Raw genomic sequence first — 23377 nt, 5'->3', positions numbered from 1 at the left:
AATAGCGAAATGGAGAACATACTCGAACTCGACAAGAGGGGCCGTCCCTACGGCGGAGTTTCGCCCGAGGCGCGGGCGGCAGAGCGCCGCGACGCGCTGATTCGTGCGGGCACGCGCATCTTCGGGACGGTCGGCTTTCGCAAGGCGACCGTGCGCGCGATCTGCCAGGAGGCGAAGCTCAACGACCGCTATTTCTACGCGGCGTTCGACGGCGCCGGTGAATTGCTGCGCTGCACCTACCAGCATCATGCGGAGCGGTTGCGCGCGTCGGTGAAGCAGGCGATCGACGCGCTCGACGACGCGCACGACGGGCTCGACGCGCGGATCGACGCGGGGCTCGCCGCATTCTTCGCATTCCTGCGCGACACCTGCGCGGCGCGCGTGCTGCTGCTCGAAGTGATGGGCGTGAGTGCCGGGACCGATGCGACCTACCAGCGGAATCTGCTCGAGTTCGGCAAGATGATCGTTTCGCTCGTCGGACCGGTGAGCGAGGACGCCGACGAGCGCGCGGACCAGCGGATCATCGGGCTCGCGCTCGTCGGCGCGATGACGAACGTCGGGGCGGCGTGGCTGCTGACCGGCTATCGCGATCCCGAGGAGAAGATGGTGCGCAATTGCCGGCAGGTGCTGCTCGGCACGTTGCCGTTTCTCGCGAAGTGGTGAGCGCGCTGGACGAAGCGCGTCTCGCGAGCGTCGCAAGAACGTCGGGACGGCGCATTGCTGCGGCGCGCGTGCGGCGTTTGCTTGCTTCGATGCGCGTTCGCGATTGACCGGCTTCGACCATCGATTGCAGGCGGGCGCGCCGATGCCGTCGCGGCAACGGACGCCGCGGCGGCACGGGCGAACGGGCGAACCGACAAACAGGCGCGACTTCGCGGCGCTCCGCCCGTCGCCGCATGCGCGGCGGTGCGGAGCGCTCGAACGCTTCGACCTTTCCTCACGCTGGCCCGCCAGCGTCGCCGCTCCGGGCCGCTGATCGCTTACCTCACCAAAATCCCGCTGACAACTCAAACCACGCACGGCGCCTGCGCCCGCGCCACTTTCGTTCCCCGGTCGATTCGACGCACTGGCATTCGCGGTCCGCGCACGTTATGTTCTCGTCCGACGAATGGACGGACTTGTCCGTCCGATCGAACCGGCCGGCGAGCCGGACCGGCCGCGCCGGCAACGGCGGCGGCTTCTCATCCCATCACCCGAGGTACGTTCGTGGACATCTTGCGCAGCTTGTGTGGCATCGTGGTATTGCTCGGCGTCGGTTATGCGCTGTCGATCAACAGGCGGGCGATCAGCACCCGCACGGTCGTCACGGCGCTCGCGACGCAGCTCGTGATCGGCGCGCTCGTGCTGTTCGTGCCGATCGGCCGCAACGCGCTCGCGGCGACCGCGCACGCCGTCAACAGCGTGCTCGAGATGGGCCAGCACGGCGTCGCGTTCCTGTTCGCCGGCCTCGTCGGCGACAAGATGTTCGCGCTCTTCGGCGACGGCGGCTTCGCGTTCGCGCTGCGCGTGCTGCCGATGATCGTGTTCGTCACGTCGCTGATCGCGGTGCTGTACTACATCGGCGTGATGAAGTGGCTGATCGCGATCGTCGGCACCGCGATGGCGAAGCTGCTCGGCGTGAGCCGCATCGAAGCGTGTTCGGCCGTCGCGACGATCTTCCTAGGCCAGAGCGAAATGCCCGCGTTCGTGAAGCCGTTCATCCGGCGGATGAACGGAACCGAAGTGTTCGCGGTGATGTCGAGCGGCATGGCGTCGGTCGCGGGCTCGGTGCTCGCCGGCTATGCGGGGCTCGGCGTGAAGATGGAGTACCTGCTCGCTGCGTCGTTCATGGCGATCCCGGGCGGCCTTTTGTTCGGAAAGATGCTGTGCCCGACGACGGAGCCTTCCCGCGTCGTCGTCGAATCGCTCGAGTTCGACGAGAAGCGCGCGGCGAACGTGATCGAGGCGGCGGCGTCCGGCGCGGGCGTCGGGATGCGGATCGCCGTGAACGTCGGTACGATGCTGATCGCGTTCATCGGGCTGATTGCACTCTTGAACGCGATGGTCGGTCTCGTTGCCGGCTGGCTCGGCTTTGCCGGCGTCACGCTGCAATCGTTGCTCGGCGCGCTGTTCTCGCCGCTCGCGTGGCTGATCGGCGTGCCGTGGCGGGATGCGTCGGTGGCCGGCAGCTTCATCGGCCAGAAGCTGATCCTGAACGAGTTCGTCGCGTACGGCGCGCTGTCGCCTTATCTGAAGGACGCGGCGCAGGTCGCCGCAGCCGGGCTGCCCGTGCTCGCGCCGAAGACGATCGCGATCGTGTCGTTCGCGCTGTGCGGCTTCGCGAACTTCTCGTCGATCGCGATCCTGACGGGCGGCTTCACCGCGGTCGAGCCGGATCTGCGTTCCCACGTCGCGCGCTACGGGTTGCGCGCGCTCGCGGCCGCGACGCTGTCGAACCTGATGAGCGCGACGATCGCCGGCCTGTTCCTGTCCCTTTCCTGAACGAGGTGCTCGCATGGAGCTTTCGCTGAATCGCAACCAGTTGACCGAGGCGGCGCTGAAGGCGCTGCATCTGATCGACCTTACGTCGCTCAACGACGACGACACCGACGAGAAGATTGCCGCGCTAGCCGTGTCGGCCGACACGCCGGTCGGCACGCCCGCCGCGCTATGCGTGTATCCGCGCTTCGTCGGCATCGCGCACGCGGCGCTCGCTGCGCGCGGGCTCGTGCTGCCGGTGGCGACCGTCACGAATTTTCCGCACGGCGCGGCCGATCCTGACGCGGCCGCGCGCGAGACGGCCGACGCGGTCGCGCTCGGCGCGGACGAAATCGACGTCGTGTTCCCATATCGCGCGCTGCTTGCGGGCGACGAGCGGGTCGGGCGCGAGCTCGTCGCGCAATGCCGCGCGGCGGCGGGCGGCCTGTGCCTGAAGGTGATCCTCGAGACGGGCGAACTGCGTGGCCCGGCGGCGATCCGCAAGGCGAGCGAGATCGCGATCGAGGCGGGCGCGGATTTTCTGAAGACGTCGACGGGCAAGGTCGCGGTGAATGCGACGCTCGACGCGGCGGTCGTGATGCTCGCGACGATCCGCGAAAGCGGGCGCGCGATCGGCTTCAAGGCGGCGGGCGGCGTGCGCACCGCGCAGGATGCGGCGCAGTATCTGTCGCTCGCCGAGCGCGAACTCGGGGCCGGCTATCTGACGAGCGCGACGTTCCGCTTCGGCGCGTCGGGGCTGCTCGGCAATCTGCTCGAGACGCTCGGGCATCGAGCGGGGGCGACGCGGGGCGCATATTGAGCGACGCGCGGCGGCACGTGCCGCCGCGAGCGGCCGCTTCGCGCGCTGACAAAGTTAGTGAACCGGCGCATAGCCGAGCTTCTCGACGCCATACGTCTCCATCCAATCTTCGCGATCGTCAAATCCCATCGCCTTGGCAAGATGGTCGGCCATGTCTTCCAGTGTCGGCGTCACCGGCGAATCGTAGTAGCCGAGCGGTGCTTCCGCTTTCGGCGTCAAGATGGCGTAGAGCATATCGACCCCCTGTCTATAAGCCTTCTTAACGACCGCAAGCATTGCTTTCTTAACAGGAAAATTCCCGGTTAGAGTGATATGCCAAATCTCCCGGCTGTCTGGCGATATGCGTCGATTCGCTGCCCCTCGAGCTCGACATGTCGAGCCGCCGCCGTGCGCCGTGTCGAACCGTACGCTTGCCGGAATCCGCAGGCGCTGGAGCGATTCGCTCGGAGCTTCGCCGCCTCGTGCCGATTTGGGGGTGTATACCCCCGATAACGTGAAGCTCGAACTCGATCGGGACCGCGGACAGAAAGCGCTGGCCAAGGCCGCAATGCGCGTCATGCCGACCAAGCGCTTCCATAGCCGTACCGATGCGATCGCGTTCGCCATCAGGAATCCGTAGCATCTCGTCAGCAAACCGTCCGGCGATGCGGCCAGGACGCTTGGGTATGTCGTGCACGACGCGGGCGAGGCTCGACAATCGCGTCCGTTCGTCGAATATGAAGTGTCCGTGCAGCCAGATCCTCGATCCATTTCATCGCGGGCCCGTGTCGTCGCAATCGATCGAGCCTTCGCGGTGCGTCAGGACTTCGTGTGCGGATTGCGCGTCCGTGATAGCGTCCCTCTTCATGAGATTTCCGCCCGGTCGTTTGGTCTCGGCGAGGGCTTGACCGGTGGGGCGCATAGCGGGACATGTTGCTATTCGGGATGTATTTGTGTTTTTGAAAATCGAACATTTACGCAATCTATGACCTTTCTTCCGCAGGAATTCATCCGCAAGGTACGCGACCGCAAGCCACTCGACGCAGCCGACGTCGAGCGTTTCGTGCGCGGGGTGACGACGGGCGACGTGACCGAAGGGCAGATCGCAGCGTTCGCGATGGCGGTCTATTTCAACGAGCTGCCGCTGTCCGCGCGGATTGCGCTGACACTCGCGCAGCGCGATTCCGGCGACGTGCTCGACTGGCGCGGCGAGCGCCTGAGCGGCCCCGTCGTCGACAAGCATTCGACGGGCGGCGTCGGCGATCTGACGTCGCTCCTGATCGGGCCGATGGTCGCCGCGTGCGGCGGCTACGTGCCGATGATCTCGGGCCGCGGGCTCGGCCACACGGGCGGCACGCTCGACAAGCTCGAAGCGATTCCGGGCTACGACGTCGCGCCGTCCGTCGACATGCTGCGCCGCGTCGTGCGCGACGCCGGCGTCGCGATCGTCGGCCAGACCGCGCAGCTCGCGCCCGCCGACAAGCGGATTTACGCGGTGCGCGACGTGACGGCGACCGTCGAGTCGATCTCGCTGATCACCGCGTCGATCCTGTCGAAGAAGCTCGCGGCGGGCATCGACGCGCTCGCGATGGACGTAAAGGTCGGCTCCGGCGCGTTCATGCCGACCGTCGAGAAGTCGGCCGAGCTCGCGCGCAGCATCGTCGATGTCGGCAACGGCGCGGGGGTGAAGACGGCCGCGATGCTGACCGACATGAACCAGGCGCTCGCGCCGTGCGCGGGCAACGCGATCGAGGTGCGCTGCGCGATCGACTTTCTGACGGGCGCGGCGCGCCCCGCGCGGCTGCACGAGGTCAGCTTCGCGCTGGCGTCGCAGATGCTGACGATGGGCGGCCTCGCCGCGAACGCGGACGACGCGCGCCGGCAACTGCGCGCCTCGCTCGAATCGGGCGCGGCCACCGAGCGCTTCGCGCGGATGGTCGCGGCGCTCGGCGGGCCGGCGGATCTGATCGAGCAGCCCGATCGGCATCTGCCGCGCGCGGCGGTCGTCGTGCCCGTTCCCGCCGAGCGCGCCGGCTGGATCGAGCGGATCGACGCGCGCGCGCTCGGGCTCGCGGTCGTCGGCTTGGGCGGCGGGCGCGCGAAGATCGGCGACGCGCTCGATTACGCGGTCGGGCTGTCCGCGCTCGCCGGGCTGGGCGCGCGCATCGATGCGGGGCAGCCGCTCGCGCTCGTGCACGCGCGCGACGTCGATGCGGCAAAGCGGGCCGCCGACGCCGTGCGGCGTGCCTATCGGATCGGCGCGGAGCAGCCGGCGGAGACGCGCGTCGTCTATGCGGTGATCGACTGAGCGGGCGTGCCGGACGCATCGGGCGCGTCGAAGGCATCGGATGCAACCGGCGCCGAGACGCGTGAGCGCGCGACGTCGATCCCGCCGCCGCCCGGATCGCACCGTGCGGAGCCGCGGCGCAGCTTGCGGCATCCGCGACGTGGTCGACGGACTTTGCGACGCGCGACGCTCGCTCAAGGCTCAAGGCTTATCGCTCATCGCTCATCGCTCGACAATCGAGGCCCGACACGCAATCGCAGCACAAGAACCGAATCACGGAACATCGAATCAACGAACGAGGGAACACGACATGACGCACAACGCATTGATCGAAGCCGCAAAGGCTGCGCGCGAAAAGGCCTACGCGCCGTATTCGAACTTCAAGGTCGGCGCGGCGCTCGCAACGAAGGACGGCAAGGTCTTCCACGGCTGCAACGTCGAGAACGCGTCGTACGGGCTGTGCAATTGTGCGGAGCGCACCGCGTTGTTCTCGGCGCTCGCGGCCGGCTATCGGCCGGGCGAGTTCGCGACGATCGCGGTCGTCGGCGAGACGGACGGGCCGATCGCGCCGTGCGGCGCGTGCCGGCAGGTGATGATCGAGCTCGGCAAGCCGATGCTCGAGGTCGTGCTGACGAACATGAAGGGCGACGTGCGCGTGACGAATGCGGGCGACTTGCTGCCTGACGCGTTCTATCTGGCGTGACGCGCGGCTCGGCGTCGACGGGGCGGGGCGTGCGCGATTCGTCGCGCCGCGCCGCGTTCCGCGCGATTTCCGCGTTTTTTCGCTTTTCCTCGCAGATTTCGTCGGCTTCCCGCGTGTCCGGGCTCGGGCGGCAGGCCGCCGAAACCGGCGAGAGCCGGATCTTTCCGTGCTGCATCGCCCGCCGCCGATCGCGCTGCCGCGCCGCTTTGCATTCGTCTGTCATGTTCCCTTCATTGACGCGCATCAAGGTCCGTGCCGCGCAATGCGCGATGCTGGATCGCATGCGCCGCCGTGCGCGTTTTTTCGCTGCGGCGGCCGCTTATCGAAACCGGTCGGCGAGGAGACGACGATGAAATCCGATGCTGCGCTCAAGCAAGATGTCGAACAGGAACTGTATTGGGATCCGTCGCTGGATGCGCGGCAGATCGACGTGTCGGTGCACGACCGCATCGTGACGCTGCGGGGCTTCGTGCCGAGCTGGGCGCAGAAGTACGCGGCACAGAAGGCTGCGCAGCGCATCGCCGGCGCGCGGGCGCTTGTGCTCGAGTTGAAGGTGCTGCCGAACGAATCGCCGCGTGACGATGAAGTGCTCGCCGCCGCGATCGTGTCGGCGCTCGCGTGGCAGGAAGGGCTGGCGGGGCAGGAGATTCACGTCGACGTCGACGAGGGCTGCGTGACGCTCACGGGCGAAGTCGAGTTCGGCTATCAGCGGCAGGCGGCCGAAACGGTCGTGAGCCGGATGCGGGGCGTGATTGGCGTCGTCAACCGGATCGACGTGCACTTGCACGACGCGAGCGAAGCCGTGCGCGAGCGCGTTGCGGATGCGCTCGCGCGGCGCGCGCAGCGCGAGGCCACGCATATCGACGTCGACGAGCGCGACGGCGTCGTCACGCTGTCCGGCATCGTCGATTCGCTCGTCGAGCGGCGCGCGGCGTGCGGCGCAGCATGGTCGGTCAAGGGCGTGCGCGAGGTCGTCGATCATCTGACCGTCGCGTAGGCGCGGGCCGTGCGAGCGGCGCTTGCGCGTCGCCCGCGCGGCGTTCGACACTGACTGGCGGCAAGCGGCAAGCGGCAAGCGGCAAGCGGCAAGCGGCAAGCGGCAAGCGGCAAGCGGCAAGCGGCAAGCGGCAAGCGGCAAGCGGCAAGCGGCAAGCGGCAAGCGGCAAGCGGCAAGCGGCAAGCGGCAAGCGGCAAGCGGCAAGCGGCAAGCGGCAAGCGGCCAGCGGCCAGCGGCCAGCGGCCAGCGGCCAACGGCCAACGGCCAACGGCCAACGGCCAACGGCCAACGGCCAACGGCCAACGGCCAACGGCCAACGGCCAACGGCCGTGCCGTGGACACGCGCCGATGCGGACAGTTCGACGCCAACTCGAACAGGTGCGGCGCACGACCTCCGTAGCCGCGCTCGATCTTCTGGTTTCCTTTCCGTTGTGAACCTTTTTGCACGATGACCGAAATCGTCACCATCACGCCGAATCCCGCCGTCGACGTCGCGACGTCCGTCGACCGCGTGACCGATACCCGCAAGCTGCGCTGCGGACCCGCGCGGCGCGACCCGGGTGGCGGCGGGATCAACGTCGCGCGCGTGCTGACGCGCCTCGGCGCCGATTGCACGGCGCTCTATCTCGCGGGCGGCGATACCGGTCGCGCGCTGCGCGGGCTGCTAGCCGACGAGCGGGTGCGCGCGAGCTGCATCGACGTCATCGACGAGACGCGAGAAAACTTCTCGGTGCTCGAAACGTCGACAGGGCGCGAGTACCGCTTCGTGCTGCCGGGGCCGACGCTCGCGCCCGACGAATGGCCGCGCTGCCTCGATGCGCTCGCGCGGCTCGCCGACGCGTCGCGCTTTCTGGTGATGAGCGGCAGCCTGCCGCCCGGGATGCCGGACGATTGCTACGGCCGTCTCGCGCGGCTCGCGAACGCGCGCGGCGTGCGGACGGTCGTCGATACGTCGGGACCGGCGCTCGCGGCGGCGCTCGAAGCGGGCGTTTATCTGGTCAAGCCGAGCCTCGGCGAGTTGCGCGCGCTGACGGGGCTGCCGCTCGGCGACGACGCCGAGCGCCTCGCGGCAGCGCGCGCGATCGTCGACAGCGGTCGCGCGCGGATCGTCGCGCTGACGCTCGGCGACGCCGGCGCGCTCATCGCATCGCGCGACGACGCGGTGCGGCTGCCGGGCGTGCGCGTTGCGGTGCGCAGCGCGATCGGTGCGGGCGACAGCTTCGTCGCGGGGCTCGTCGACGCGCTCAATCGCGGCGCGAGCGTCGCCGATGCGTCGCGCTACGCGCTCGCAGCCGCGTCGGCGTCGCTGCTGAGCGCGGGCACCGCGTTGTGCACGAGGGAAGACGTCGAGCGGATCTATCGGGAATTGCCGGGGACGGTCGAGGCGTGACGCCTGCGCGCCCGGCGCCCTTTCGGCATCCTCGTCGTGGACCGCATCTTGCGATTCGGCTCCGCGCCCGATTCCGCCGGTCACGCGCATGCGGTTGCTCGCGTGGGCGCCAGCGGGCCGGTCGGCAACGTGCTGCGCAGCCTGCGGAGATGCCGTGTCGGTTGCACCGGGCGATCGCTCGTGTGTTCGTTCGAAAGCCCGGAAGCGTTCGATCGCCGAGACGCGGCCGGCGCGGTCGCATGACACGTGACGCGCAGCGCAGCGCGTCACGCGATGCGGATCAGGCGGACGATCCGCGCATTCCGCTCCGGAATGATGCGCATCGGACCGGAGGGCGGCCCGAAGAACCGCCCAACCGGTCCACGCGCTCAGACATGCAGGACCGACGCCGCATCCCGCGCGATCACCTGTTCCTCGTCGGTCGGCACGACGAGCACCGCGATGCGGCTCGCGTCGCGGCTGACGATCTCCGCGTTGTGCGCGTTCGCGTCGGCATCGAGCTCGACGCCGAGCCAGCGCAGCCGCTCGCACACCGCGGCGCGCGTTTCGGGCTGATGCTCGCCGATGCCCGCGGTGAACACGAGCGCGTCGAGGCCGCCGAGCGTCGCCGCAAGCCGCGCGGTCTCGCCGGCGATCCGGAACGCGAACAGCTCGAGCGCGTCGCGCGCGCCGTCCGAACGATCGGCGAGCAGCACGCGCGCGTCGCCGCTCACGCCGGACACGCCGAGCAGGCCGGAGCGGTGATACAGCATCTGCTCGACCGCATCGACCGAATAGCCGAGCATCTTTTGAAGGTGCAGCACGACGCCTGCGTCGAGCGCGCCGCAGCGCGTCGCCATCGGAATCCCGTCGAGCGTCGAGAAGCCCATGCTCGTGTCGCGGCTCACGCCGGCGTCGAGCGCGCAGAGGCTCGCGCCGCTGCCGAGGTGCGCGGCGACGATCTTGCCGCGCGCGAGCGCCGGATGCCGCTCGCGCAGCCGTCCGGCGACGTATCGGTAAGACAGCCCATGAAAACCGTAGCGCTTGACGCCTTCGTCGAACAGCGCGCGCGGCAGTGCGAAGCGCCGCACGAGATCGGACTGCGTCCGATGGAACGCGGTGTCGAACGACGCGACCTGCGGCAGATGCGGACGCAGATGGCGCAGCGCGCGAATCAAACGCACGCTCTGCGGCTGATGCAGCGGCGCGAGCGGCACGAGCGCGGTAATCGCGTCGAGCGTACGATCGTCGAGGGCGACCGGCCCGTCGAATACGTCGCCGCCATGCACGACGCGATGGCCGACCGATACCAGTTCGTGCAGCGACAGATGCGACGCGATCCAGTTGAGTGCTTCGTCGAGCACTTCGTGCAGGTCGTCGGTGACGGGCGCGGCGAGCGGAACGGTGCGTGCGTCGCCGCCGTTCGAGTATTCGAACTGCAACGGCGTCCGGTTGAAGTCGATCTTGCCGCGTCCGAGCGGCGCGGGCTCGCCGTTCGCGACGCTGTAGAGGCCGATCTTCAGCGTCGACGAACCGGCGTTGAACGTCAGCAGCAGCGGCTCGCTCATGGTGCGAGCGCGCCGCTGCGCGTCCTCTCGGCGACGAGCTTCGCGAGCGCGGCGGACGCGATCCGCACGCGCAGGCTGTCCGCGCGGCTCGTCAGGATGATGGGCAGCCGCGCGCCGAGCACGAGGCCCGCGCCGTCGGCGCCCGCGAAGTACATCAGCTGCTTCGCGAGCATGTTGCCCGCTTCGAGATCGGGCACGAGCAGGATGTCGGCCTGGCCCGCGACGGGCGATGTGATGCCCTTCGACTGCGCGGCGATCGCGCTCACGGCGTTGTCGAACGCGAGCGGCCCGTCGACGATCGCGCCCGAGATCTGCCCGCGCGCGGCCATTACGGTGAGCGCGGCCGCGTCGAGCGTCGAAGGCATCTTCGGGTTGACGGTCTCGACCGCCGCGAGCACCGCAACGTGCGGCCGCTCGATGCCGAGCAGGTGCAGCAGGTCGACCGCGTTCTGGCAGATATCGCGCTTCTGTTCGAGCGTCGGCGCGATGTTGATCGCCGCGTCGGTGATGAGGAGCGGCTTCGGATACGCGGGCACGTCCATCGCGTAGACGTGGCTGATGCGCCGCTCGGTGCGCAGCAGCGACGCCGGGCCGACGACCGCGGCGAGCAGCTCGTCGGTATGCAGGCTGCCCTTCATCAGCGCGGCGACCTGGCCCATGCCGCCCAGCTCGACCGCGCGCGCGGCGGCCGCATGGCTGTGTTCGACCGCTTCGATCGACACGCCCGCGAGATTCACGCCGGCCGCTTCGGCCGCCGCGCGGATCTTCGCTTCGGGGCCGATCAGGATCGGATCGATCAGGTGCTCGTCGCGCGCGTCGATCGCCGCGCGGATCGCGTCCGGCGAGCACGGATGGACGACCGCGGTGCGCAGCGGCGGCTGCTCGCGCGCGTCGCGCACGAACGTCTCGTAGCGGTCGTGGCGGCGCACCGCGACGTCCGGCGCCGGCGCGCGTTCCCACGCGATCGGCTTGTCGGGCGCGATCACGGTCGCGGTGCCGCGCAGCACGACCTGGCCGTCCTGGTTCGTGCAGCGCGTGTCGAGCAGCACGATCCGCTTCTCCGGATGCTTCTCCTTGACGGTCACGGTCGCCGTGACCGTGTCGCCCGGGGCGACCGGATGCCGGAACTCGAGCGTCTGTTCGAGATAGATCGTGCCCGGCCCCGGCAGCTTCGTGCCGAGCACCGCGGACACGAGCGCGCCCGTCCACATCCCGTGAACGACGACGTGGCCGAACAGGTCGTGCGCGGCGAACGCCGCGTCGAGGTGCGCTGGATTGACGTCGCCGGACATCGCGGCGAACAGGTCGATGTCGTCGCGCGACGCGGCGCGCACGACTGACGCGCTGTCGCCGATCGCGAGCGATTCGAACGGCCGGTTCTGCAGGATTTCGCGCTCCACGCGGCGCTCCTTATTTCTGGAACACGTAGGTGCCCGGCGCGTCGCCGAGCGTTTCCGCGCCGGGCTTGCCGAGCCGCGGCGGTGCGACGCGCTGCGCGCTCGAATGCTCGGCGAGCCACGCATGCCACGCGGGCCACCACGAGCCTTTGCAATCGGTCGCGCCGGCGAGCCATTCGTCGGGCGAGATGCTCGGCGCTTCGGCGGTCGTGACCTTCATCCGGTAATGGCGCTTCGGATGGTCGGGCTCGCTGACGATGCCCGCGTTGTGGCCGCCCGCCGTCAGCACGAACGTCACGTCGCTGTCGGTCAGATAGTGGATCTTGTAAACCGAGCGCCACGGCGCGATGTGATCGTGCTCGGTGCCGACGACGAAGAACGGCGCGTGGATATTGTGCACCGACACCGTCTGCCCGTCGATCACGTAGCGGTTCGTCGCGAGATCGTTGTCGAGGAACAAGTGGCGCAGATACTCGGAATGCATCCGGTACGGCATTCGCGTCGAGTCGGCGTTCCACGCCATCAGGTCGATCATCGGCGTGCGTTCGCCGAGCAGGTAGTCGTGGATCATGCGCGACCAGATCAAGTCGTTCGACATCAGCAACTGGAACGATCCCGCCATCTGGTGCGCGCCGAGAAACCCGCGCTCCCACATCATGCTTTCGAGGAAGTAGATCTCGCTTTCGTCGATGAAGAGCTGCAGCTCGCCCGGCTCGGTGAAGTCCGTTTGCGCGGCGAGCAGCGTGATCGACGCGAAGCGCTCGTCGCCCGCGTTCGCCATCGCCGCGGCCGCGATCGACAGCAGCGTGCCGCCGAGACAGTAGCCGGCCGCATGGATCTTCGCGCCGGGCGCGATCTTGCCGATCGTGTCGAGCGCATCCATCACGCCGAGCCGGCGGTAGTCGTCGAGGCTCAGATCGCGGTCGCTCGCGGCGACGTTGCGCCACGAGACGCAGAACACCGTGTGCCCCTCGCCGACCAGATAGCGGATGAGCGAGTTGTGCGGCGACAGATCGAGAATGTAGTACTTCATGATCCACGCGGGCACGATGAGGACCGGCTCCGCGTAGACGTCGGGCGTTGCCGGGCCGTATTGCAGCAGTTCGATCAGATGATTGCGGAACACGACGCGGCCGGGCGCCGTCGCGACGTCCTTGCCGACCTGGAAGCGCTCGACGCCCGCGGGCGGCAGCTTCGTCATCAGGCGCCGGACGTCGTCCAGATAATTCCACACGCCCTGCGCGAGGTTCGTGCCGCACGACAGCACGGTGCGCTGCGCGACCTCCGGATTCGTCGCGACGTAGTTCGCCGGCGCGAACGTGTCGAGCATCTGCCGCGCGGAGAACGCGACGACGTCCTCGTGGTGGCGCGACACGCCGGGCACTTCGTGGGTCGCCGCGCGCCACCATTGCTCGGCGAGCAGGAACGCCTGGTGCCAGAAGCGGTACGGCTCGAGCTGCCACACGTTCGCGCGGAAGCGCCGGTCGCCGGGCGACGGCTGCGCGAGCGCCGCGGGCGTGCGCCCGGTCGTCGCTTCGAACAGGTACTCGGTGAGCAGCGCGGCATGCTTCATCGCGAGCGACGCGAGCTCGGCGCGCTTGCCGGGCGCGGCCGCGAGGTGAATCAGCCAGTCGGACAGCGCGAGCTGCAGCGCGGCGGGAGACAGGCCGGACGTCAGCTTCGCGAGCGCGGCCTCCTTCGCGAAATCGAATACGCGGTACGGACTTTCCTGCTCGTACGACGCGGGCGGGTGGGCGGGCAGCGGCGCTGCGGGCGCGCCGGATTCAGGGGTATGGCGTGTATCCATCGGGCTTCCTTCGGCTGGCGCTACGCGGGCGACGACATGACGAACCGAGGCAGCCGGTGCGGCCGGCCGAGCGCGAAGCCGCGCGGCGGGCGCAGTCGCCCGCCGTGCGCTTCGACGGCATGCGTCGACGATCACTGACACGGCTACTGTAGCGACGCATAGATCTGCGGAATCTGATTTGCATCAATGGAAGCCGAGCGAATCGCGTAACGGCCGCGCAATCGTCGCGTATCGCATCGCGCACGGATTCATCTGGCGATTTCCCGTTTGTTGACCGAGATCAGCCGGCACGCCGCGTGCGCCGTTATGGTGAAGCCATCGACGGACAAGTCAGACGGGAGCGACGGTGACGGATCAGCATGCGACGAACGGCACGACTGCGGCGGAAGCGGCGCGCGACGGACGGGTCGTCGCGGTGCGCGGCGCGGTCGTCGACGTCGCGTTCGACGGCGGCGCGCTGCCCGCGCTGAACGACGCGCTCGTGATTCCGATCGACGGCGCGGCGCCGATTCTCGCCGAGGTGCACGCGCACCTGAGCGACGCCGCGGTGCGCGCGCTCGCGCTCGGCCCGACGGGCGGGCTCAAGCGCGGCGCCGCCGTGCGGGCGACGGGCGGGCCGATCCGCGTGCCGGTCGGCGACGCGGTGCTCGGCCGCCTGCTGACCGTGACGGGCGAGCCCGGCGACGACGGCGCGGCGCTCGCGCCCGACGCCGCGCGCCGGCCGATCCACCGCGGCGCGCCGCCGCTGTCCGAGCAGAAGAGCGCGACCGCGCTGTTCGCGACCGGCATCAAGGTGATCGACCTGCTCGCGCCGCTCGCGCAGGGCGGCAAGGCGGCGATGTTCGGCGGCGCGGGCGTCGGCAAGACGGTGCTCGTGATGGAGCTGATCCACGCGATGGTCGAGCGCTATCGCGGGATTTCGGTGTTCGCGGGCATTGGCGAGCGTTCGCGTGAAGGGCACGAGATGCTGCTCGACATGCGCGGCTCCGGCGTGCTCGCCCGCACGGTGCTCGTCTACGGGCAGATGAACGAGCCGCCCGGCGCGCGCTGGCGCGTGCCGCTCACCGCGCTCGCGATCGCCGAATATTTCCGCGACGAGCGCGCGCAAAACGTGCTGCTCCTGATGGACAACGTATTTCGCTTCGTGCAGGCGGGCGCCGAGGTGTCGGGGCTGCTCGGGCGGCTGCCGTCGCGGGTCGGCTACCAGCCGACGCTCGCGAGCGAGGTCGCCGCATTGCAGGAACGGATCGCGTCGGTCGAGGGCGCGGCGGTCACGGCGATCGAGGCCGTGTACGTGCCCGCCGACGATTTCACCGATCCGGCCGTCACCGCGATCGCCGCGCACGTCGACAGCATGGTCGTGCTGTCGCGCGCGATGGCGGCCGAAGGGATGTATCCGGCGATCGATCCGGTCGCGTCGTCGTCGATCCTGCTCGATCCGCTCGTCGTCGGCGACGAGCATGTCGAGGTCGCGATCGAGGTGCGCCGCGTGATCGAGCATTACCGTGAGCTGCAGGACGTGATCGCGCTGCTCGGCATCGACGAACTCGGCGCGGACGATCGGCGGATCGTCGGCCGCGCGCGCCGGCTGCAGCGCTTCCTGACGCAGCCGTTCGCGGTGACCGAGGCGTTCACGGGTCAAGCGGGCGCGTCGGTCGAGATCGCCGACACGATCGCCGGCTGCCGCGCGATCCTGCGCGGCGACTGCGACGACTGGCGCGAGAGCTCGCTATACATGGTCGGCACGCTCGGCGATGCGCGGCGCAAGGAAGAAGCGGCGCGCGAAGCCGACGCGCGGCGCGATGGCGCGGGCGGGGCGGGCGGCGGCGCATCGGCTGCGCGCGGCGGCGCGGCGGGCGAAACGCCGGGCGCTGCGCCGAGCGTCTCGAAAGACTCGCCGCAAAACGACCAAGCAGGGAACGCGTCGTCCATGAACGCGGACGGTGCGACGAACGCGACGAACGCGACGAACGCGACGAACGCGACGAATACGACGAATACGACGAATACGACGAACGCGGCCGCTCGTGCGCCCGAGCGCGATTCCGCTTCCACCGCGCCGCAGGGAGTGCCGCATGTCCGCTGAGCTGCGCCTCGCGATCGCGACGCCGGCGCGCGTGTGCATCGATGATCTGCCGATCGCGTCGCTGCGCGCCGAGGACGCGAGCGGCTCGTTCGGCATCCGCGCGGGCCACGTCGATTTCGTCACGCTGCTGCGTGCGTCGGTCGTGCGCTGGCGCACCGTCGACGGCGCAATGCACTACGCCGCGCTCGACGGCGGCGTGCTGCGCGTGACGCGCGGCGCGCGGATCGAGATCGCGTGCCGTGAGGCGGTGCTCGGCGAGTCGCTCGCCGAACTCGACGCGATCGTGCGCGGCGTGCGCGCGACGCAGCTCGACGAGAAACGTCGCGCGCGGGTCGACGAGACGCGGCTGCACGCGCAGGCGATGCGGCGGTTGCTCACGTATCTGCGGCCCGCGCATTCGAAGGACGGCATGCACGCGCCGCGCAAGCCGGAGACGCTCGAATGACGAAGCCGTCCGCGCCCGATGCGAAGCGCGACGGCGAGCCCGGCGCGCGGCGCGCGGCCCGATCCGGCGCGCAGCCGGCCGCGCGGCCCGACGCGCACGGCCCGGCAGCCGACCGCGTCGAGCAGGCGGCGCGCACGGCCGCGCGGCGTGCGGCGCGCGGCGCGCGCGATCCGGAGCCGTCGCTCGGCAGGCGTCTCGCGCAGATCGGCGTGCTCGGCTGGACGATCCTCGCGCCGACGCTCGCCGCGCTCGCGCTCGGCCGCTGGCTCGATCGCGTGTTCGCGTCGCGCGTGTTCTTCTCCGCGCCGCTCTTGATGCTCGGCGCGGCGCTCGGCTTCTGGCTCGCATGGCGCTGGATGAAAGGTCAACAGGACGGAGATCGCGATGAGTGAAATTTTGGAAACCGCGCGCGCGTCGCTCGACGGCATCGCCGTCGCGATCGGGCTCGCCGCCGGACTCGCGACGGGCGCGTGTCATTTCGTGTCGCTCGGCTGGAACAGCCGCCTGTTTGTCGAAGGCCGCGCGGGCGCGGCGCTCGTGCTGCAACTGGTGCGGATCGCGCTCACGGTCGCGGTGCTCGTCGTGCTCGCGCGCATCGGCGTCGACGCGCTCGTCGCCGGCTCGGCGGGGCTGTTCGTCGCGCGCGCGTTCGCGATCCGCTGGACGGGCGCATTGACGGGCGCGCGGCGATGAACGCGTCGCCGCTGTCGACCGTGCCGATGTTCTCGATCGGTCCCGTCGGTATCTCGGAGCCCGTGCTCGCGACGTGGGGGATCATGGCCGTGCTCGTCGCGCTCGCGCTCTTCGCGCGCAAGCGGCTGAGCGTCGACGCGCCGTCGCGGCTGCAGAGCGTGCTCGAGCTGTTCGTCGCGACGATCGACGCGCAGATCGTCGACACGATGCAGACGCCGCCCGCCCGCTACCGCGCGCTGATCGGCACGATCTTCGTGCTCGTGTTCTGCGCGAACAGCGCGTCGCTCGTGCCGGGCGTCGAGCCGCCGACCGCGCATCTCGAGACCGACGCCGCGCTCGCGCTCGTCGTGCTTGCCGCGACGCTCTACTACGGCGTGCGCGTGCGCGGCCTGCGCGGCTATCTCGCGACGTTCGCGGAGCCGACGTGGGTGATGATCCCGCTCAACGTCGTCGAGCAGCTGACGCGCACGTTCTCGCTGATCGTGCGTCTGTTCGGCAACGTGATGAGCGGCGTATTCGTGATCGGCATCGTGCTGTCGCTCGCCGGTCTGTTCGTGCCGATTCCGCTGATGGCGCTCGATCTGCTGACAGGCACCGTGCAGGCGTACATCTTCATGGTGCTGTCGATGGTGTTCATCGGCGCGGCCGTGTCGGGTGACGAAACTTCCGCGCCGCGGCGCGGGCAGGAGAACTCATGAACAATCTCATCGAAGTGGTCAGCATCGCGGCGGCCGCGCTCGCGGTGTCGTTCGGCGCGATCGGTCCCGCGCTCGCCGAAGGGCGCGCGGTCGGCGCGGCAATGGATGCGATCGCGCGGCAGCCCGATGCGTCCGGCACCGTGTCGCGCACGCTGTTCGTCGGGCTCGCGATGATCGAGACGATGGCGATCTACTGCCTCGTCGTCGCGCTGCTGCTGCTGTTCGCGAATCCGTTCGTCAAGTGACGAGGGGGCGGCGATGCGAATCGACTGGTCCACGCTCGCGTTGCAGGCGATCAACGTCGTCGTGCTCGTGTGGCTGCTGTCGCGCTTCCTGTTTCGTCCCGTCAGCGACATCATCGCGAAGCGCCAGGCCGCCGCGCGCAAGCTGATCGACGATGCGGCGCACGAGCGCGACGCCGCGCGCGCCGAGCACGAGCGCGCGCATGCCGAGCGCGCGTCGTTCGCCGCGGCGCGCGACGACGCATTGAAGGCAGCGCTCGCGCAGGCGGCCGCCGAGCGTGAGCGTTTGATCGAACAGGCGCGCGCCGATGCACAGGCGCTGCGCGACGCGGCGCGCGCGCAAGCGGAAGCCGACGCCGCGCAGCGTGCGAAGGAGCTCGACGCGCGCGCGACGCGCCTCGCGGTCGACATCGCGGCGAAGCTGCTCGCGCGCTTGCCCGACAGCGCGCGCGTCGCGGGCTTCGTCGACGGCGTCGCGGCGTCGCTCGCGCAACTGCCGGAAGACGTGCGCGCGGCGCTCGCCGCAGACGACGCGCAGGTCCAGCTCGTCGCACCGCGCGCATTGACCGCGCAGGAAGCAGCCGCGTGCCGCGCGGCGTTCGCGGCGAGCGTCGGACGACCGCTCGAGCCGGACGTGCGCGTCGATCCGGCGCTGATCGCCGGGCTCGAGTTCGAATCGAAATACGCGACCGTGCGCAACAGCTTGCGCCAGGATCTCGCGACCATCGAGGCGGCATTGCTGAGCGACGATGACGGCGGCCACTGATGCAACCGATGCGGCCTGGCTCACGCGTCGCCGCGATGCGCTCGCGCGGGTGGCGCTCGCGCCCGTCGCGCAGGCGGTCGGACGCGTCGAGCGCGTCGTGGACGGGATCGCGTTCGTGTCCGGGCTGCGGGACGCGATGCTCAACGAAGTGCTGCGTTTCGACGGCGGCGTCACGGGTTTCGCGCACACGCTCGACGAGGATCTGATCAGCGTCGTGCTGCTCGATCCGGACGCGAGCGTCGAAGCGCAGGCGGCCGTCATGCGTACGGGCGCGGTGCTCGAAGTGCCGGTCGGCCCGCAACTGCTCGGACGCGTCGTCGATCCGCTCGGCCGTCCGCTCGACGAAGGCCCGCCGCTCGGCACGACGGACACGCTGCCGATCGAGCGCCCCGCGCCTGCGATCATCGACCGCGATCTCGTCAGCGAGCCGCTCGACACCGGCGTGCTGATCGTCGACGCGCTCTTCACGATCGGACGCGGCCAGCGCGAGCTGATCATCGGCGATCGCGCGACGGGCAAGACGTCGCTCGCGATCGACGCGATCGTCAACCAGCGGCATTCGGACGTGATCTGCGTGTACGTCGCGATCGGCCAGCGCGCGAGCGCGGTGCGGCGCGTGATCGACGCGGTGCGCCGCTACGGCGCGCCCGAGCGCTGCATCTTCGTCGTCGCGCCGGCCGCGTCCGCGCCGGGGCTGCAATGGGTCGCGCCGTTCGCGGGCTTTTCGATCGCCGAGTATTTCCGGGATCGCGGGCAGCATGCGCTCGTCGTCGTCGACGACCTGACGAAGCACGCGGCGACGCACCGCGAGCTCGCGCTCCTCACGCGCGAGCCGCCCGGCCGCGAGGCATATCCAGGCGACATCTTCTACGTGCACGCGCGCCTGCTCGAACGCGCGGCGAAGCTGTCCGCGAAGCTCGGCGGCGGGTCGCTTTCCGCGCTGCCGATCGCGGAGACCGACGCGGGCAATCTCGCCGCGTACATTCCGACGAACCTGATCTCGATCACCGACGGGCAGATCGTGCTCGATTCGGCGCTGTTCGCCGCGAACCAGCGGCCGGCGGTCGACGTCGGCCTGAGCGTGAGCCGCGTCGGCGGCAAGGCGCAGCATCCGGCGCTGCGCAGCGCGTCGGGCCGCTTGCGGCTCGACTACGCGCAGTTTCTCGAGCTGGAGGCGTTCACGCGCTTCGGCGGGCTCACCGATGCGCGGCTGCGCGCGCAGATCACGCGCGGCGAGCGGATTCGCGCGTTGATCACGCAGCCGCGCTTCCGCGCGCTGCGAACGCTCGACGAAGTCGTGCTGCTGAAGGCGCTCGCGGCGGGTGCGCTCGATACGATGTCGACGGATCGCGTCGCGCCGCTGCGCGACCGGCTGCCGTCGTGGCTCGATGCGCGGATCGCGGCGCTGTCGCCGGCGGGCGCGCCGCCCCTCGACTGGCTCGCGGACGACGCGGCGCTCGCGACGCTCGCGGAGTCGATCGGCGAGCTGATCGAACGGATCACGGCCGATGCGACGGATCGCACGGCGGGACACATGCATGCGGAAGATGCGGCGGGCGACGTCGGCGGCGCGGTCGATCGCTCGCTCGATGGCGACGCCGGAACCGAAGCCGAAGGCGGCGCTGAAGCCAACGCCAACGCCAGCGTCAGCGCGAAAGCCAACGCGAAAGCCAAGCCCAAGCCCGAAGCCAAGCCCGAAGCCGAACCGGAGCGCAAGCGATGAGCGACAAGCTCGCCGCGATCGAAGCGCGCACCGACACCGCGCGTCAGTTGCAGACGGTGATTGGCGCGATGCAGGGCGTCGCCGCCGCGCGCGCGCACGAGGCGCAGCAGCGCTTGCCGGGGATCCGCGCATCGGCGGCGACGGTCGGCGCGGCGATCGGCGACGCGTTGTCGGCCGGCGCGCCTTCGCTCGAAGCCGCGGCCGCGCGACGCGGCGCGCCGCGCGCGCGGCTCGTCATCGTGCTGTGCAGCGAGCAGGGCTTCGTCGGTGCGTACAACGCGCAACTGATCGATTACGCGACGCGGCCCGATGCGGCGGCCGCGACGCGCGAATACATGATGGTCGGCACGCGCGGCGCGATGCTCGCCGAGGCTGGCGGCGTGCCGCTCGTCTGGAGCACGCCGATGGCGTCGCACGCGGACGACGTCGTGCACCTCGCGAACCGGATCACCGACGCGCTGTACGCGCATCTGACGGTGCGCGGCGCGCAGCCGGTATCGATCGTCCACGCGATGCCGGCTGCGGCGCAGCAGCTCGACATGGTCGAGCGCCGCCTGTTGCCGTTCGACTACGCGCGCTTCGATACCGAGCCGCGCGCACAGCCGCCGCTCGTGCATCTGCCACCCGCGACGCTGCTCGCGGAACTCGCGCAGGCATACGTGTTCGTCGAGCTGTGCGATGCGGCGATGCTCGCGTTCGCCGCGGAGAACGAGGCGCGCACGCGCGCGATGATCGCCGCGCGCGAATCGGTCGAACGCAAGCTCGGCGAGCTGTTGCAGGCCTACCGGATCGCGCGGCAGGACGAGATCACGGCGGACATCGTCGAATTGGCGGCGAGTGCGTTGTGAATGCGGTTGCCCCGAGCCTCGCGTCCCGCGCGCCGAGATGGCCGGTGTCCGTGGCCGAGAACGATGCATGCACGTGCGCGGTGAGCGCTGCGCCCGACGCGGGCGAGCGCATGCACGGCGAACGGCCGCACGTCCGCAGGATCGTGAGCCGCCGCGAGCGGCGGCGCGCGTCGACATCCCGAAAAGGGAGCGAATCGTCAATGAGACCGCGCGGCGTGCCGGGCGCGGTTGACGCACGTCAATGACCGGCGCGGCGCGTGATCGATACTCGATCGGTCATCGAACCAACCAGGAGCGACTGATGGCGCAATACATGAAGGCGGCGGTGGTGCACGCATTCGGCGAACCGCTTCGCATCGAGGAAGTTCTCGTGCCGACACCCGCACCGGGCCAGATTCTCGTGAACATCAAGGCATCGGGCGTGTGCCATACCGATCTGCACGCGGCCGACGGCGACTGGCCCGTCAAGCCGACGCTGCCGTTCATTCCGGGACATGAGGGCGTCGGCTTCGTCTCGGCGGTGGGCGGAGGCGTCAAGCACGTGAAGGAAGGCGATCGCGTCGGCGTGCCGTGGCTCTACACCGCATGCGGCCATTGCGAGTATTGCCAGACCGGCTGGGAGACGCTGTGCCACGAGCAGCAGAACACCGGCTATTCGGTGAACGGCAGCTACGCGGAGTACGTGGTCGCCGATCCGAACTACGTCGGCCATCTGCCGAGCAACGTCGCGTTCGACGAGATCGCGCCGATCCTGTGCGCGGGCGTGACCGTCTACAAGGGCATTCGCGTGACCGATACGCGCCCCGGCCAATGGATCGCGATTTCGGGGATCGGCGGGCTCGGGCACGTCGCGGTCCAGTATGCGAATGCGATGGGGCTGCACGTCGTGGCGGTCGACGTCGCGCCGGAGAAGCTCGAGCTTGCGCGCAAGCTCGGCGCGAAGTTCGTCGTCGACGCGTCGACGAGCGATCCCGCGGCGGTGATTCAGAAAGAGATCGGCGGCGTGCACGGCGTGCTCGTGACGGCCGTCTCGCGCGGCGCGTTCGCGCAGGCGCTCGGGATGGTGCGGCGCGGCGGGACGGTCGCGCTGAACGGACTGCCGCCCGGCGATTTTCCGCTGCCGATTTTTTCGACGGTGCTCAACGGGATCACGGTGCGCGGGTCGATCGTCGGCACGCGGCGCGATTTGCAGGAATCGCTCGATTTCGCGGCCGAAGGGCTCGTGCGCGCGCATATTCATCGCGACAGGCTCGAGAACATCAACGACATATTCGCGTCGCTGCGGGCCGGAAAGGTCGATGGGCGGATCGTGTTGACGGGGGAGTGATGCAAAGGAGCGCGGGCGGCGGGGCCGCCTGCGCTTGCCCGAGGCTCGAAAACGTGCGGCTGCTTCACCGCGGCTGACGTCGTCTTGCCGAAGTCGCGGATGACAGAACGCTAAGGAATGACTGGAAAACGTGATCAAAGAATCGAACGCAAATAATGAAGCGAGGGCGCCTGTTCATCGCTACCGGCTGCAGGTGCGCGAAGTGAACGGCGCATGTCGGACATATCAGCTCAGCTTGCGATCGCTCGACGATCGCTACACGCTGGAAATCCACGAAATGCTGGATTTTCCGGATGCGTATACCGGCGAGAGCACGCCGGTTCATTTGTCCAGACCCGTCAATCTCATCGTGTCGGCCGACGACTTCTATCGGTATCGGCGCGACTTTCGCTCCGAGCTGACCGAGTCGGTGGCGGCTGCGTTGAGAGCCGGCGAGGTCGTGAGAATGAGACAGTCGCCTTGTGATTATCCGGCCGGCGTTGCCGGGAATCCGTGGGTCAATCGGGTACGAGCGGACCTTCGAGCTTATCCCGGCGGCTATCCCCACTCTGCCGGCGACGACATGCAGGATCTGATTGGCGGATAGGTAGGAATTCGGTCCCGATGGGCGGCTTGGAACAGCCGCAGCCTGACTTGCATCAAGGGAATGCGGGAATGGTCGGATCGGTGCCTTCGAGGTGTGCCTCTGGGTGATGCTGCTTGACTAGCGCTTCGATTTCTTCGACCCGGTCGCGGTGCACGTCTATCATCATCAGCAATTCCCCATTTTCGACGGCGTCCTGGAAGTGTTTCAACCGGGTATTCGGCACGCTCACGCCGATCATCGTGCCGACCCACGCACCGAAGCCCGCTCCGGCGACGGCGAGCGCGACCACCGCGCCGCCCGCAATCGTCAGGCCGGCGGGCGGGAACACGATCGCGACCAGCCCGGCGAGCGCGCCGGTGACGCCGCCCGCGGCGGTTCCGCGGGCGAGCGCCGGCAACAGGTCGCTGCTTTGGGTGATCGACGCTTCGGGCAGATTCTCCAGCGGAACCATGTCGTTCGCGATGACGTGGATGCGCCGCCATTCAATGCGCTTGAGCAGCAGCTCGTCAACGATCACCCGTGCCATGTCCGCGTCGGGCAGCAGGAAATAGATCCGTCTCATGATGACCTCTGTCAGGG

Annotated in this window: 24 protein-coding genes and 1 pseudogene; 20 read left to right on the top strand and 5 right to left on the bottom strand. The window is 69.4% G+C overall.

The window, feature by feature from the left end; genetic code table 11:
• The first annotated feature begins 9 nt into the window (after positions 1-9).
• From WS70_RS29650 to deoC, 3 genes are all read left to right on the top strand, one after another.
• Positions 10-663: a TetR/AcrR family transcriptional regulator gene (locus WS70_RS29650; RefSeq protein ID WP_059596950.1), complete on the top strand. Its 654-nt coding sequence runs from the start codon at positions 10-12 to the stop codon at positions 661-663.
• 543 nt (positions 664-1206) lie between these two features.
• Positions 1207-2481: a NupC/NupG family nucleoside CNT transporter gene (locus WS70_RS29640; protein ID WP_059596952.1), complete on the top strand. Its 1275-nt coding sequence runs from the start codon at positions 1207-1209 to the stop codon at positions 2479-2481.
• A 13-nt stretch (positions 2482-2494) separates the two neighbouring features.
• Positions 2495-3277, top strand: coding sequence for a deoxyribose-phosphate aldolase (gene deoC / locus WS70_RS29635; protein WP_059596953.1), 783 nt, complete (start codon positions 2495-2497; stop codon positions 3275-3277).
• A gap of 54 nt (positions 3278-3331) precedes the next feature.
• Here deoC and WS70_RS29630 read toward each other — a convergent pair whose 3' ends face one another.
• Positions 3332-3511 (bottom strand): hypothetical protein, encoded by a 180-nt coding sequence (locus WS70_RS29630; RefSeq protein WP_059470205.1) that lies wholly within the window; start codon positions 3509-3511, stop codon positions 3332-3334.
• A gap of 241 nt (positions 3512-3752) precedes the next feature.
• Here WS70_RS29630 and WS70_RS32015 point away from each other — a divergent pair, with 241 nt between their 5' ends.
• The 6 genes from WS70_RS32015 (at position 3753) to WS70_RS29600 (ending at position 8633) form a co-directional block, all read left to right on the top strand.
• On the top strand, positions 3753-3896 hold the full coding sequence (locus WS70_RS32015; RefSeq protein ID WP_159082991.1) for a hypothetical protein: 144 nt from the start codon (positions 3753-3755) through the stop codon (positions 3894-3896).
• A gap of 345 nt (positions 3897-4241) precedes the next feature.
• Positions 4242-5564, top strand: a complete 1323-nt coding sequence (gene deoA / locus WS70_RS29625; RefSeq protein WP_059596954.1) for a thymidine phosphorylase — start codon at positions 4242-4244, stop codon at positions 5562-5564.
• Between the two features lie 40 nt (positions 5565-5604).
• Entirely contained in the window at positions 5605-6246 is a 642-nt protein-coding gene (locus WS70_RS33500) for a cytidine deaminase (RefSeq protein WP_257791901.1), read from the top strand.
• A gap of 29 nt (positions 6247-6275) precedes the next feature.
• Positions 6276-6599: a hypothetical protein gene (locus tag WS70_RS32010; protein WP_159082990.1), complete on the top strand. Its 324-nt coding sequence runs from the start codon at positions 6276-6278 to the stop codon at positions 6597-6599.
• Entirely contained in the window at positions 6596-7243 is a 648-nt protein-coding gene (locus WS70_RS29610; protein WP_059470204.1) for a BON domain-containing protein, read from the top strand. The genes WS70_RS32010 and WS70_RS29610 overlap by 4 nt, the downstream gene beginning before the upstream one ends.
• Before the next feature lie 448 nt (positions 7244-7691).
• On the top strand, positions 7692-8633 hold the full coding sequence (locus WS70_RS29600; protein WP_059470190.1) for a 1-phosphofructokinase family hexose kinase: 942 nt from the start codon (positions 7692-7694) through the stop codon (positions 8631-8633).
• A 368-nt stretch (positions 8634-9001) separates the two neighbouring features.
• On the opposite strand, the gene WS70_RS29590 is transcribed toward WS70_RS29600, so the two are convergent.
• From WS70_RS29590 to WS70_RS29580, 3 genes are read right to left on the bottom strand one after another with little or no spacing between them, the layout of a single operon-like run.
• Entirely contained in the window at positions 9002-10180 is a 1179-nt protein-coding gene (locus WS70_RS29590) for an acetate/propionate family kinase (protein ID WP_059470189.1), read from the bottom strand.
• Entirely contained in the window at positions 10177-11580 is a 1404-nt protein-coding gene (locus tag WS70_RS29585) for a bifunctional enoyl-CoA hydratase/phosphate acetyltransferase (protein WP_059596956.1), read from the bottom strand. Before WS70_RS29585 ends, WS70_RS29590 begins: the two co-directional genes overlap by 4 nt.
• Before the next feature lie 10 nt (positions 11581-11590).
• The gene (locus WS70_RS29580) at positions 11591-13384 is read right to left on the bottom strand and encodes a PHA/PHB synthase family protein (protein ID WP_059596957.1); all 1794 of its coding nucleotides are present in this window, start codon (positions 13382-13384) and stop codon (positions 11591-11593) included.
• 346 nt (positions 13385-13730) lie between these two features.
• On the opposite strand from WS70_RS29580, the pseudogene atpD reads away from it, so the two are divergent.
• The 11 genes and pseudogenes from atpD to WS70_RS29520 all read left to right on the top strand — a co-directional run.
• A pseudogene (gene atpD / locus WS70_RS29575) lies at positions 13731-15257 on the top strand (F0F1 ATP synthase subunit beta); the annotation flags it as partial.
• 202 nt (positions 15258-15459) lie between these two features.
• The gene (locus tag WS70_RS29565) at positions 15460-15915 is read left to right on the top strand and encodes a F0F1 ATP synthase subunit epsilon (protein WP_059470203.1); all 456 of its coding nucleotides are present in this window, start codon (positions 15460-15462) and stop codon (positions 15913-15915) included.
• A complete protein-coding gene (locus WS70_RS29560; protein ID WP_059470186.1) occupies positions 15912-16307 on the top strand; it encodes an AtpZ/AtpI family protein in 396 nt (131 codons plus the stop codon). Before WS70_RS29565 ends, WS70_RS29560 begins: the two co-directional genes overlap by 4 nt.
• Entirely contained in the window at positions 16300-16608 is a 309-nt protein-coding gene (locus tag WS70_RS29555) for an N-ATPase subunit AtpR (RefSeq protein ID WP_059596958.1), read from the top strand. Before WS70_RS29560 ends, WS70_RS29555 begins: the two co-directional genes overlap by 8 nt.
• Positions 16605-17306 carry a F0F1 ATP synthase subunit A gene (locus tag WS70_RS29550; RefSeq protein ID WP_059596959.1) on the top strand — a complete coding sequence of 234 codons (702 nt, stop codon included), beginning with the start codon at positions 16605-16607 and terminating at the stop codon, positions 17304-17306. Before WS70_RS29555 ends, WS70_RS29550 begins: the two co-directional genes overlap by 4 nt.
• A complete protein-coding gene (locus WS70_RS29545; RefSeq protein WP_004187193.1) occupies positions 17303-17551 on the top strand; it encodes a F0F1 ATP synthase subunit C in 249 nt (82 codons plus the stop codon). The genes WS70_RS29550 and WS70_RS29545 overlap by 4 nt, the downstream gene beginning before the upstream one ends.
• Before the next feature lie 13 nt (positions 17552-17564).
• Positions 17565-18314: a F0F1 ATP synthase subunit delta gene (locus tag WS70_RS29540; RefSeq protein WP_059470183.1), complete on the top strand. Its 750-nt coding sequence runs from the start codon at positions 17565-17567 to the stop codon at positions 18312-18314.
• On the top strand, positions 18298-20037 hold the full coding sequence (locus tag WS70_RS29535) for a F0F1 ATP synthase subunit alpha (protein ID WP_059596960.1): 1740 nt from the start codon (positions 18298-18300) through the stop codon (positions 20035-20037). Before WS70_RS29540 ends, WS70_RS29535 begins: the two co-directional genes overlap by 17 nt.
• Positions 20034-20885: a F0F1 ATP synthase subunit gamma gene (locus tag WS70_RS29530; RefSeq protein WP_059596961.1), complete on the top strand. Its 852-nt coding sequence runs from the start codon at positions 20034-20036 to the stop codon at positions 20883-20885. The genes WS70_RS29535 and WS70_RS29530 overlap by 4 nt, the downstream gene beginning before the upstream one ends.
• Positions 20886-21186: 301 nt before the next feature.
• Positions 21187-22212 carry an alcohol dehydrogenase AdhP gene (gene adhP, locus WS70_RS29525; RefSeq protein WP_059470180.1) on the top strand — a complete coding sequence of 342 codons (1026 nt, stop codon included), beginning with the start codon at positions 21187-21189 and terminating at the stop codon, positions 22210-22212.
• 130 nt (positions 22213-22342) lie between these two features.
• Entirely contained in the window at positions 22343-22798 is a 456-nt protein-coding gene (locus WS70_RS29520) for a hypothetical protein (RefSeq protein WP_082722203.1), read from the top strand.
• 52 nt (positions 22799-22850) lie between these two features.
• Here WS70_RS29520 and WS70_RS29515 read toward each other — a convergent pair whose 3' ends face one another.
• Positions 22851-23360, bottom strand: a complete 510-nt coding sequence (locus WS70_RS29515) for a DUF1269 domain-containing protein (RefSeq protein WP_059470178.1) — start codon at positions 23358-23360, stop codon at positions 22851-22853.
• Positions 23361-23377 lie beyond the last annotated feature (17 nt).

It is taken from the genome of Burkholderia mayonis, assembly GCF_001523745.2.
Taxonomy (GTDB): domain Bacteria; phylum Pseudomonadota; class Gammaproteobacteria; order Burkholderiales; family Burkholderiaceae; genus Burkholderia; species Burkholderia mayonis.
The sequence above is the reverse complement of the archived record's forward strand: the minus strand, read 5'-3'. Positions and strand labels throughout refer to the sequence as shown.